Raw genomic sequence first — 12495 nt, forward strand, 5'->3', positions numbered from 1 at the left:
AATAACGCGACTTTTTGGTAGAATAATTAGTGGACATGTTCATCTGCTTTCTATACTGAGTTGGAGGATTCTAGTATATCAGACGAACATGTCTTTTGTGTTGCACTTCATTTTACAACGCGGGAATATTTTTTAATGAATAAATTCAAGATATTTCATTTAATTCTGGTAATATCTTTTTGTAGCTTAAGTTAAGGTATTTGTCCAATTTCTATCTTAAATTTAATCTATTGTTTTTTCTTGACATTACACTATTTCAGTGTTACTATCTGAAAAGTTTAGGTCGTTATAAGTGTGAGGAGAATATATGAAAGAAGAGGTTATATTATTGTGGGGATTACTCATACTCACTATTATTTTACTAGGGATAGCTGGTTACGGTGTTAAGAAGAAGGTGTTCCCTATACTTTCTTTAGTTCTTATTCCTCTCATCGCTAGTATTAGTTTTATATTTTTTACTGCTTTTTGGAACTAAAACCATTGACTTCCCTATAAAGAGGCCGGACCAAAGTCCAGCCTCTTTCGTATGGCACTAAATTTAGCAGCATAATACAGTTATTGATTTTTCCTTTATCTAGGTGAGCCAATAGTATGCATTTAAATTGCAATTATCTGTTTAATACAATAACTGTCTGGATTTATATGCTTATGCTGACTTCTCAAGTCTTACATGATTTTCTTTTTTTAATAAAGTTAGATACCTAATGTTTACAATGCTTGCATCTACTTTCGCTCTGATTTAGCTATTTTGGTTGCTGCGAAGTCTCCTCAAGTATATGCCATTTTAGCATTTTTATCATGGACAATACAATAAATAATTGCTCTAAGGCCATATCACTTTGGCACAACCTATCTATGATAGTCGTTATTCTCCCATTTCCTGATGAAAAATCTGTTACGTGCGGCAAAATACTAAACCAAAACCTCCTCTCAACATTCCAGATAAGCATACTACCTACTAGGTAAAACCAAGCTTTTATAATATATTTAGATCTCGGATGACGCATCCAAAATGCTTTTTGCTTAGCCAATCGTCTATATAAGATAAAGACAAGAATACACATATCCGACTATTTCCTTTTTGTATAAATATATTTCTAAGGAGGGAGGGGGAATCATTAAAGATGCACACTAGCCATAGGTAGCCCCAACATTTCCACCATGGTAAGATGTTATTTGCAGAGAGTCCGCATCGATATTATAGTTACCAACAACATAGCAATTAGCATCTTTTTGGTTAGACATCTTAATAATATATTGTAAGACATCACTAGACTTACTTTTATAAACTTCGATAGCGACCATACGATATTTATTGGTATGACAAATAATAGCAAAAGTCTGAGCCATAGCTGGTTCTGTCATAAACAGTCGATTTTTGATCGTTCCCTTAAAGTCTGCTATATGTTTAGTATCTGCTGCTTTTTGCGCAATTCTTACTGATGATTTTACTTTTTTGATTGTCTTATCATCATGAACTCGTATATTGTTTTTTTCAAGGGTAGACTTAGCCTTATAATAGTTTTTTTCATTTTCGCTAAGAGAATCTGATCCCCCTCCATTTTGCTGATTTCGGGAGTAGGCGGACCCCGCTTGATGGTTTTTATTGTTATGAACTTTATTCCAAGCTAATACACCCAAAATCATAATGACTAATACCATAATGATGGCTGTATAAGTTGTTGGAGAGTTTCTTTTCATACTAACACCTTTCTTTATTTTTTCTTCCATTGTGGTTTTTTGTTGTCAGGATAAGCAAAGGTAAAACCTTTTTCTTTTTGTTCCTCTTTACGTACAATACGGTAATTCCAAGTATCGGATTTTCCAAAATGATCAGCACCTGATAGAGGTGTATTTTGCTCGATAATCAAAAGATCCCCATTTTCAAAAACGTGACTGACAATACCAGTATGGCCATATGGTGCTGGTCCACAAGAAAAGATAGCGCCTTCTTTTGGTGTTTTCTTTTCTGAATTCCCAAAGAAAGGTGCCCAAGAAGCAACTTGATCAATTCCATTCCCCGATGTAATACCATCGTGTCCCCAGATGACATTACCAAGCGATTCTGTCAAGTCAACACATTGACCAGAGTGTTCAAGCCATCCTCCTGGTCCTCCATATTGTAAGCCAGCATCTTTTGGATCGTGAGCATACTGCTTTAAACTCGATGGCAAATCCTCAGGTTTATAGCCCCAAGCTGTTGCATCCCCTGGTACTTTACCAGTACCATCAGCTGCATCTCCGCCACCTTCATCAGAGTCTTCACCTCCATCACCACAATCACTAGAGCTGGATCCCCCATCTCCATTTTCATAGTCTTCTAATTCTTTGACGTAGTCTTCCAGTGATTTGTTTTTCTTTTTGTAGAGATATTGGGCACTTTCCTTGCCGACGTAGCGATAATGCCAGTCTTCCGATCCAACGCCAGTACTAGATTTATAGTCATCTTTAAACCGTCTAATAAAACCGAGTTCCGCAGCAGCCTTTTCTAAGGCTTGATCATCTTCTTTACTCATTTGATTAAGGGAATCGACAGTAGAAATATCGATGGCTAAGCCTGTCTGGTGTTCAGAAGCCCTAGGAGGCTGAGAATACTCTTGGACAACTTTCTCAGCTTCTTCTTTAGAAATCCCACGGTCTTTCATTTCCTTGTCAACGTAACCATTGTAGAGTTCTTCTTGCTTCGCCACGCTACGATACCCTGAAATCAAATGGAATTTAGGATTAATTTCTTGAGCTTTTTTAAGCAACTGCTCGGTCGCGTTTTTAATGCGGGAATCGACTTCAATATTTCCGACTTGCGAAACCTTTGGATTCATCTCATCTTTTTTATTATCACGATTGACAACAACTAACTCCCAGCTCTTATAATCAACACTAGGTAAGTCGGATTTTTTTGGCTCATCACTTTCTTCCTCATCCTCACTATCATCCGAAGATTTATCTGATTGCTTACTAGCTGCTTTAGCAGGTTTTTCACCATACTTGTCAATGGCTTTCTTATCCAACCACTTATATTTTTGTCCAATCATTTCGTAAGCGGATTTTAAGGAATTATAATAGTTTGGATCTGTCGCCCATCCTCCATCTGCGATCGCTTTAAGAGTAGATAAGCCATCGGTATTATTGACAGCTCCAGCATAGAGGGTTTGATTGTGCATAAACTCAGCCTTCCCTACGATACCAGCATCGTAGGATTTAAAGTAAGCATAACTACCACCTGTATTATCACCAACTGTGATCCCTGGCCCTCTGTCACTAACAGCGTCATCACCGTAGTATTCCATGGTTTTAGGAAAATCAGCCTTGGTCGACCATTTTACCCCTCCCATATTATGACCTTGCCAAAACGAGGTGCCATTAGGATTACTAAAATTAAAACCGTATTCAATATAGGTTTGTGCTATAGAAGCTGACGGTAAAAATCCTCCTGCCCCCCAAGATTTGATATAAGCTTCCTCATGCTTTTTCACAAATTCTTCAATGGAAACATTTTCAGAAACTGTCGTGTCTCCTGTGCTACCATTGCTATTTGTATCCCCATCGCCATCATCGGTGCTACAAATCGCTGAGATGGAAGCCCCTCCTCCTGCGACTCCAACAAAAAAGGTAGTCACTAGTGCGACCGACAATACCGCTAATAAAACAACGGCAAGAATAGGAAGCAGCTTGAGCCACAAGGCTTTTTTAGCACGAGCTTTAAGATACCTGTTCATAACGCTCCTTTTTTAGTTGAGAAGAATCTCTAATAAATACCAGATAATCCCGATGCCTGTAAGGAAAAATACTGCAGGAAATAAGCGTTTCCTTAAGAAATAGTCATTTCTCTGCTGCTGTCGGTCATATAAATCACCATTGTCATCACCAAACATCTCTGTGTAGCTGTCTCTAGCATCTCTGTAACCACGTTGAGTATCATCGACGACATTTATAAAGCGTTGTCGTATCGAGCGTTTCCGGCGATCTTCTCCTTCTGGCTCCTCCTGATTTTCCAGATCTGCAATATAGTCTAGGTGTCCATCATAATCATCATCCTCATAACGATAATCATCAGGACTCGCCAATATTGTATCGTCTTGTCCTTCTACCTGAGACTGTTCATCAAAATAGTTTGTCATTGCATACCCCTTTGCTATTTCTCACGGTTTAAAAACTTAGAGATCCCACGACGTGGTATTGTCTCAAAGTGATCGACGACCTTTGTTGTGACTGGAATCCCTTTAATTTTAAAGAATAAGGTTCTCTTTGAGTCTGATAAGCCTGACTTACGATTACGGATTGTATGCAGCTCTTCTTTTATCACCTTAAAATCATCAATGTTGATCCTATCTAAGTCCATAAAAATAGCTTCATACTCTTTGTACTTATGTCGATTATTATACCTTTGCTGATATTGCTTTTCTGGGGCAAATGTTTTCGTAAAGAGTCCCACTTTTCGTGCTATACTCTGGCGATGTTTTCTTTCCAAAAAGCCAACAAATAATAAAATCAAGATGAACAGCAGACTGTTCAGACCAAACTCGTTCGTTAGAGTGATGGGCAAAAACATGAAGGCCAAAAATAGCTTAATAGCATTTCTGCGACCCGTTGCTAGTAAAATCAGGATGAAAATCATTCCCATAAATAGATAGGGAGAAAAAGCTAATGTGAGGTAAGAAAGACCATAAAGAGCAGCTAGGTAAAAGTAACTATAAGCATAACTAAATAAGATACCTGTCCCAAAAACAACTGTTATCACCATGCGTAGCCAGAAAAAAGTTCTTAAGCTCTTGGTTGAGTTAAAATAGTTGACGCTAAAGAGATGCAGCATTTTCAATCCATTCGTAAACATTTCCAATCTCCTTTATTACATCGATTCCAGATAGCGATAACGTTCCAATTCCCAGTCACTAAACTCCTGGGCAAATACGATATTTGAACCACCTGAAATATTCATCAAAAAGACACCTTCGGATAGGCGTGGCAGGGTATCCAGCTCACTTTCTCGTAAAGATCCTAGAGTTTGTGCAATTGGTCCAATAGCTGACTCTTCTGTTTGAGCAAATAGGCGGTATTGAGTCGCTTCAAATAACCGTCGAACGGCATTGGCATAATCTGACAGTCCTGCGTTATTTGTTCTCAAGACATTCTGCAGGCTTCTCATCTCAAGGACCATAGCTCCGAAGTTTCGTTCAACCGTATTTAAAATATCTGCGAGGTAGCTGACGGATTGACTATAGCGCTCATCCAATATTTTATCTGCACTTGAAATATTAATAATGGAATGGATATATTGCGCACGATTTTTTTCTTTGCCGTCAATCAGATCCTGTTCATATTTTTGATTTTCAAGCTTACCATTTGCGACTACATACATTTGAATCAATCGTAGAGTTTGGATCATCTGCAGATTCATCAAGCGATCATCATTGATACTTGATAAATCAAAGGTGACTGACGCTTCTCGGCTAAAATCCTCAAAGGTGGTAATCCCGTCAAAAAATGGATACTGGGATTTAAGATCATCAAAGTTATTGATCAGATTTTCCGTCATTTTTCTTTTATTGTCATTATCTCCTCCAGGATTATTGGCATAGTAGATGCGTTGATTATCTAAAAAGGAGATGAAATCCGTTAAGATAGGGAATTGTTCCTCGACGATATTTGTGATGCGATTATCTGGATCATCGATCGTCTCATCTGGATTTTCTGGCCAAAAATTGTTGTAAACATAAAATTGACGAACCATACTTTTAAGATGACTAATATGTTCGCCATCAAGATCAGGAGACCAGGCTTGGGCGATAGAAGCAATGGCTTCGATATGATTGGTAAAAGATGTCCGCTCATCTACAGTTACCCCATCTTCATAGGTATTGGTCGGTAGAACTTGCATGATATTGAGCTTATAACTATCGCTAATCCCACTCATATCAATTCTGATTCCATGCTGGATTTCATTAATACGTGGGATACCTGGCTCACCTTCATTTGTCCGGCAAAATGTCTTATCGAGATCGATATTGAAAAGTTTATTACCACGGGCATAGAGGGTATCCGCATTCTTGACAAAAAACGTCTTTTGCCCCATTCCTGAAGAACCTGAGATGATCATATTAGGACGCTTTCTATTCTCATCGCGTGTCAATAAATCAAAATTAAAGACACCTTCTGTTAAGGTCGCACCAAAGAATGATCCATAAGGATCCTCTAGCTTAGTGTGATCTCCCCAAAAGCCTGCTCCCAAAGCTGTCACTAAGAGGGGCTGGGGGCGCCTTGAGTTTGGCGTATTTTCCAGACGGTTAGCAGGAATGAAGGGAGCATGATACTCTAGCTCTTGCTCTCCCAAAAAAACTGTCAACTCAAAACGAGAAACCTCATTTTTAACACGTTCGACTTCATTTGCTAATTCTTCTGGGGTTGAAGCAGAGATATAGATGCGAACCCAAATGCCTTTGACACTCGTCCCAAAGGTACGGACAATCTGCTCCATGTCCCTCAATTCTTCGAATTCGTCATATTCTCTTTGCTCATCCATAGCTGTCCGGCTGTGACCGAGGCGACTTTGTTTTTCAGAAATCGACTTCCTAAATGCATCATCTAACTCTTGTCGTTCGATCTCTGAGACGTGCATGAAAGATATGGTATCGCGAATCCCCATAACCTCCTTTGCCCAGAAATAGCCAAGACCATTTTGCGGAAAACCTGTGACAAAGATAGAGGTATGATAGCCGTCCCCACTATGCCAAGAATCATTGCTTTCTGTAAAGCTGATATTGCCCTTGGGCTGGGTTTGCTTGATGAAATAGTGGTCAAACCCTTGTTGTTGCTGCTGTTTAAGTTTCTTTTTGTTTAACCGTGCCATATCTAAACCCTTTCATTTTGATTGTTATACTGCTTAATAATTTGTCTTTTTTTAGCATCACTAACCACGCGCGGGCTAAAGCCAGAATTACCAGATGAGATACAATCTCTCACATTCTTGGCTAGCTCACTAGGGGTATCTCCAAAAATTAAAATCAGAAACTCTGAATTGTAGAGTTCTGCACTGACACGCTCTTCCATCTCGATATTATTTTGCAGAGCCCGCCTTCTGTCTTCCAGCTGCTTTAGTAAGCGCCTATCTAGGTTAGGATTTGAGATCTGGGCTGTGATTTCCCTATAAATACGATTGCTCTCATTGATCTGATTTGCGGTATTGGTTGGTAGAGTTGTCCCCTCAAAGGTCAAAGGACGTGGGTAGCGGGCTAAAAATGACGTAAAACTGGTCACCACATAGTCCTGCTCCTCCTCAGATAGGGAACCTAGGTCTTGTCCTTCTACCTCTAAAATCTGCATATAGCGCGTGTATTTATTATTGATTCTGATTGGGTGTCCCTTTTCCTCTGTGACAATGGCTACTGTATCCATCAAGTCAGCGGTCGAGAGAAAGTCATTATCCATCTCTTCTGGTGCCATAAATTCAAAGGACTGGTCTCTCAGGCGGCTCAGACGACTGCTACTTGTTGCTGCAGGACTTGCGCTAGACTTAGACTTTTGAGCTTCTGTCGGCATGATGTTGGGGCGGTTCTCAAGGTTTTCTACTCTACTTTTAATCGCAGCTAGGCGGCTTGATCCCGCCCTCGTGCCATTTTTCTTTATAGCCATTCATTTACCTCACTATTCATTGATACACTTCTATCATAACGAAAATTTGGTTGGATAGTTTTTATAATAAAAAGTATTGTTCTTGACGATAGAGAAGCATTGATCTATTGTGTGTGATTCTTTTCATCAAAAAAGCTGTTCTGAATTAACTCCGAACAGCGTATAGAATAGAAATTAACCAAGTAAGTGAGCATGCTATAATCCTTTTAATAATCGTTAACCTACTCTTCCTTTTCTAGATGTTCCTTATAGTAGTTACTTCCCTCTCTGACATAGTTATTCACTTCATCTATTTGAATCTTATCATTACTAACTTTTTTAAACTCTAGTGCCTCTAGATCATTACTTATTTTTCCAGCATCCCAATCAATCGTATACTTCTCCTCATGATAATATATGGTATCACCAGAAATAGTAACTGGATCATCTGGGACTACTGTTCCATTGGAATCCAGATACCATTTGCCATCCATGGTTTGTTTGCTGGATGAAGGCTGAGACGACGTTTTTGAAGCGTCATTTCTTTTGGAGCAACCTACTAAAAGCAACAGGCCTCCTAGAAGTAAAATTAAGGTTCCTAGTCTAAATTTTTTCATGCTTTCCTCCTTATCATCACGGATATGCTTTTGCTGTACTAAGTCAACTCTATTCTCGTCTCTACTTTATCAAAAATTTAGTTGGATAGTTTTTATAATAAAAAGTATCGGAACCTCCTTAATTATTTTGCCAAAGATGGTATAATGAGGGCAAGGTGCATATGAGGTGGTTTTTATGTTAAAAGATAGTTTTTATGAGATGAGTGTCTTTCTTTTATTGGTTATTCTGGCTTGGAATGTTTTTTGTGCGATTGGCTACTATATCATCGGTAAATTCTTGAGCGAAGAGCAAGTGCTATCAAGATGGGGACGTATTATACTCTTAATCCCTTTGATGCTCTTTGGCGGTTTAGGAGTGTCTTTAGTTTCCTTGGTGAGTGATATTCCTGGAGAAACTGCTGACTTTCGAATTGCCAGAAGGATCGGTAGGCATCTAACCATTATGATGGCAATTGCAGTTGTCATGTTTATTATTGGACTTTTCGTTCAAACATTTGGATTTAACATAATAATATTTGTTATTGTAATATCTATAATCACGGCAGAATTATCTACTCCTACTGTACATGTCACGAAGGGTTCCCTTTTCACCTTTACTAAATAGTTTTATATTTGCTTAATATTGAATGTGGCACATAATTATCCACAACGATTTTATAGTGAAAATATCAATATTTACCTACTTGAAAAGTTTCTGTAAGTACTAAAATTCTACCATTGAGTGTCGTTGATATTAATGGCAATTGTATATCTCACTAAGCAAAAAGCAACGGAGCTTTGTCCGTTGCTTTTTGCTTAGTTGGAACTATCTTATCTCAAACTCTTATTATTTAGAATAGGTCAAACTAATCAACGATAGTTCCTCCTTCTTTGACTTTTTAGTCTTTGCTGTTTCATAAAATCGTCTTTACGACTTTTTTCTTCCTGTTTCTGTGATGGTACACTTTCTTCTGGTCCTTGCATCAGTTTGCCAGAATATTTTTCCATATTACTGTCAAGTTTATCTCGTTTATCTGCATAATTGTTTCCTGTTTTAGAGAGGCGAGTTTCCTTAGCTACTTGTCTAGCCTGTGGTTTTCCTACACCACGCTTAGTAGCATTGGTCACAGCATTATGACGGGCGACCGAACTTTGAACAGCTCCAACTAGGCCACCTGTTCGTGGATTTGATTCCTTCCCTCTGACAATACGATTAGTAGTCTTTCTAGCAGCACTTCCAGTTTTCTTTGCTATTTTCCTTGCGTTATTTTGAAGTTCATTGACCTTTGTAGCGGTTGCTTCGAGCTCACCACTGCCGTAAGATTTCGAGGCTGGACTAATCCAATCTTCAATAAACTGACTGCCATTTATCATCACTATCATAACGCTAATATAAAGGAAAAATCTAGCCAGCAATCCTTCGTAATATCCTAGACTGCTGAAGTAGGTGCCGGAGGAGCCACCAAAGCTCAGCTTGAGGGTACCAATGTTCTGAAGAACTTCCATGCTAAGCTTGAGCATGGCTATATCTAAGAAGAAGGCTGAAATCCCTGTCAACAATATTGTTACGAATTCTTTTAATTTAGCTGGATTTCCGACATTGATATAGGCGACAATGGGGGCAAACCAAGACTGATAGATAATCCTAAAAATAGAGATCCCATACTTGATGATCATGACGGAAAGCACGATGACCAGAACGATCTGCTGAGCAAAAAGGGTTATCCAGTTGACCTTGTAGCGCAGGTAAACTGGTGAGAATAACCCGTATAGGTTCCGCATCTTAGCTTCTGGAGAAGCTTCAATCACAACCAAATCATTTTTTCCATCCCCTTCATAATTGCCCAATTTATGACTTAGGATACTTGCCACTCCTTTATAATTTTGATTATTATCACTTTTCTTAATAAAATTATCCAAGGTTTGTTTATCCGGAGAGCCGTACCAGTCGTCAAAATGGGTACTCATGATATTATCTTTGGTAATCTTGTTGAGCTCGATGCCTTTTGGGGCCTTGGATTGGAGGAGATAGCCTGTCTCAGCATCATAGCCCAGTTTTTTGGTATCAAAATTATTTTTGACTAACTGCAGGAGGTCTGTAGTATTGTCCTTGATGGGCTGCAGGGCTAGGGAAGTCTCATGATTTTTGCCATTGGCATCGTACTTGTAGAGCTCTTGACTGCTGGTGCCAAAGAGGTTGGCTGCAGAGCCTATCGCCTGGGGTAGAAAGGCCGTGGTAAAGGTGGCAAGGATCACTCCGACCAGCAGATCCTTGTAGCGGGCCAAGGCATTATTGCCAAACCAGGCTCCTATAATATAAAGAACGGCGGCGGCGACACCGATCGTCATCCCCAGTACCTTCATCCAGGTGTAAAACTGACCGAAAAAGGTACCCGTATCTGAAAAGCTGTCAATAAAGCCAAATAATTTAAAGATATTTCCTATGATGTTCTCTAGGGCACTGGTAAAGGAATAGAGAGTCTTCATGACCAGCTCAGGGATCTTCATAAGGAAGGTCATCATTTTGGGCATAGGACTAAGATAGACCGACCATTGGTTATAGAATTCTCCCATTGCCTTTGACGTTTTTTGGTCAGTTATATCGTTACCAATCTGATCAGAAAAATCAAATACTTTCCCATCGTTGATAGAACTGATCATTTCACTCAAATTTGCGAACTTTTTGGCCATGAGACATCACTCCTTATCCTTGGCATTAGGAGTTTCATAGGGGCTTGAAACCGGTTCTTTAGTCACTAGGTAGCCGTACTTGGCTTTTCTGTCTTTCTTGATCTCAAAGCTGATCCGATTGGTATCGACTTCACCATCAGTAGATTTGGTGGTAACGACGTAAGTCATTTGATAGACTCCGTCTTTTTGATACTTGACAGACTCTAGCAGGGCTGTCTGGACATCCGCTTTTTCAGGATAGGTGTATTTGGCATCCCCATTAGATAAAAAGTCTGTGATGTTATCCTTTGATCCTGAGTAGTAGAAGGATAAGAAATAACGGCCAAAGACATCTGCTGCGTGCTCATTGTCAACCACATCAGCTGTCTGTGCCTGCTCTTGGTAGGCTTGGGTAATGACACCGTTGGTCTTGTTGAGTGATCCTTTATTGATCAAGCCAAAAACAATCCCTATCAGCCCAATCAAGATGGCTAGGATAGATAAGATAGAAAACCTGATATTGATTGATTTGATTTGTTGGCGGATTTCCATTTCATTGCGTTTAGCGGCCCGCTCTTTATCACGCTCTAACTGGGAAACAGCCTCTTGAGGTCTAAAGATATCTGATACCTCTTCAGGAGTTGGTAGTACAAACTGTGCCATCTGCTGATTCGTGAGGTCTAGGCTAAGCTTATAGGCCTGCATCACTTCTCTAAAATAGGCAACCACATCATCGTAAGTATAGCCTGCCGCTGCATAACCTCTTGCTGTAGAGCCTCTAAACCCTTCCTGGATAAAAATCGTTAAGATATTAGTATAGTAGGCATTAATGGTGAACCCTTCTATGGCTACTTCATCGATGGTACTTGGTTTAAATCTTCCCTCTTTCAATCCTTCCTCATTATTGGCTAGAGATACTTTCTTAAACGAAAAGTCCCCTAAGACTTCCTTGATTGTCCCAAATAGCAGCTCTGCATGTGAGAATGGCAGATAGGAGTGCTTGAGACACTCTGCAATACCATCGCTGACACCACTCGAAAAATAGGTGTCATCCAACTCTTTAATCATTTGAGATAATTCAGGCATGTCACTAGGAGACTTCCCTTTTTGCCATTCAATGTAAAGGAAGGATGTATCGCTAAATATAGCATTTTTAACAATACTTCCCATATGTCTTTCCTTTCATTAATAATAATCAACTACCTGCCAAGGTAGCAGCGTAGGCTATGATACCTGTTATCATGGCCATAATGACGACACCCATGATAACCCACATAATATGAGCTTTGGCCCATTTACGTGTACTATCAGAAATCATGAGTCCAATAGATCCGATAATTCCCATCAGTGCTGCAACAGACATTCCAATCAATTTGGCATTTTGTCCAACTTCGTCGGCACCTTTTTGCAGTTTAGCCGTTGGATCTCCGCCGGCCGCATAGACCTTGTTGCTAAAAGCTGCTAGGCTCACTAAAATAGCTAATACTGTTAGAGTTTTGACCATTGGCTTAACCATTTGTCTACTCTTGATCAAAAAAATGTGCATTTTGTTTTTCACATTTAATCTCCTTTCTTGTTCTTGTTTCCATCATACCTTATTTTGGGAGGAAAACTTTTTATTATA

At 39.4% G+C, this 12495-nt stretch carries 12 protein-coding genes; 2 read left to right on the forward strand and 10 right to left on the reverse strand.

Annotated elements, in window-relative coordinates; translation table 11 throughout:
- Nucleotides 1-307 precede the first annotated feature (307 nt).
- Nucleotides 308-475, forward strand: coding sequence for a hypothetical protein (locus tag AC4HAJ_RS01975; protein ID WP_491078487.1), 168 nt, complete (start codon nucleotides 308-310; stop codon nucleotides 473-475).
- A gap of 656 nt (nucleotides 476-1131) precedes the next feature.
- Here the strand turns inward: AC4HAJ_RS01975 and AC4HAJ_RS01980 are convergent.
- The 7 genes from AC4HAJ_RS01980 to AC4HAJ_RS02010 form a co-directional block, all read right to left on the reverse strand.
- Entirely contained in the window at nucleotides 1132-1701 is a 570-nt protein-coding gene (locus tag AC4HAJ_RS01980; protein ID WP_491078488.1) for a hypothetical protein, read from the reverse strand.
- Nucleotides 1702-1715: 14 nt separating this feature from the next.
- The gene (locus AC4HAJ_RS01985) at nucleotides 1716-3716 is read right to left on the reverse strand and encodes a D-alanyl-D-alanine carboxypeptidase family protein (RefSeq protein WP_491078489.1); all 2001 of its coding nucleotides are present in this window, start codon (nucleotides 3714-3716) and stop codon (nucleotides 1716-1718) included.
- Between the two features lie 12 nt (nucleotides 3717-3728).
- Nucleotides 3729-4118, reverse strand: a complete 390-nt coding sequence (locus tag AC4HAJ_RS01990) for a hypothetical protein (protein ID WP_491078490.1) — start codon at nucleotides 4116-4118, stop codon at nucleotides 3729-3731.
- A gap of 14 nt (nucleotides 4119-4132) precedes the next feature.
- Nucleotides 4133-4831, reverse strand: a complete 699-nt coding sequence (locus tag AC4HAJ_RS01995; RefSeq protein WP_491078491.1) for a hypothetical protein — start codon at nucleotides 4829-4831, stop codon at nucleotides 4133-4135.
- A 15-nt stretch (nucleotides 4832-4846) separates the two neighbouring features.
- Nucleotides 4847-6844 carry a virulence factor gene (locus AC4HAJ_RS02000; protein ID WP_491078492.1) on the reverse strand — a complete coding sequence of 666 codons (1998 nt, stop codon included), beginning with the start codon at nucleotides 6842-6844 and terminating at the stop codon, nucleotides 4847-4849.
- A gap of 2 nt (nucleotides 6845-6846) precedes the next feature.
- Nucleotides 6847-7626, reverse strand: coding sequence for a TraC-like domain-containing protein (locus AC4HAJ_RS02005; RefSeq protein WP_491078493.1), 780 nt, complete (start codon nucleotides 7624-7626; stop codon nucleotides 6847-6849).
- A gap of 221 nt (nucleotides 7627-7847) precedes the next feature.
- Entirely contained in the window at nucleotides 7848-8222 is a 375-nt protein-coding gene (locus AC4HAJ_RS02010) for a hypothetical protein (protein ID WP_491078494.1), read from the reverse strand.
- 175 nt (nucleotides 8223-8397) lie between these two features.
- Here AC4HAJ_RS02010 and AC4HAJ_RS02015 point away from each other — a divergent pair, with 175 nt between their 5' ends.
- Nucleotides 8398-8826, forward strand: coding sequence for a hypothetical protein (locus tag AC4HAJ_RS02015; protein WP_491078495.1), 429 nt, complete (start codon nucleotides 8398-8400; stop codon nucleotides 8824-8826).
- Between the two features lie 245 nt (nucleotides 8827-9071).
- Here AC4HAJ_RS02015 and AC4HAJ_RS02020 read toward each other — a convergent pair whose 3' ends face one another.
- From AC4HAJ_RS02020 to AC4HAJ_RS02030, 3 genes are read right to left on the reverse strand one after another with little or no spacing between them, the layout of a single operon-like run.
- Nucleotides 9072-10892, reverse strand: a complete 1821-nt coding sequence (locus tag AC4HAJ_RS02020) for a pLS20_p028 family conjugation system transmembrane protein (RefSeq protein ID WP_491078496.1) — start codon at nucleotides 10890-10892, stop codon at nucleotides 9072-9074.
- A gap of 6 nt (nucleotides 10893-10898) precedes the next feature.
- On the reverse strand, nucleotides 10899-12041 hold the full coding sequence (locus AC4HAJ_RS02025) for a hypothetical protein (protein WP_491078497.1): 1143 nt from the start codon (nucleotides 12039-12041) through the stop codon (nucleotides 10899-10901).
- Nucleotides 12042-12066: 25 nt separating this feature from the next.
- The gene (locus tag AC4HAJ_RS02030) at nucleotides 12067-12429 is read right to left on the reverse strand and encodes a hypothetical protein (RefSeq protein WP_491078498.1); all 363 of its coding nucleotides are present in this window, start codon (nucleotides 12427-12429) and stop codon (nucleotides 12067-12069) included.
- Nucleotides 12430-12495: the final 66 nt, after the last annotated feature.

The sequence above is a fragment of the Streptococcus sp. ALY_211 genome (genome assembly GCF_058314555.1).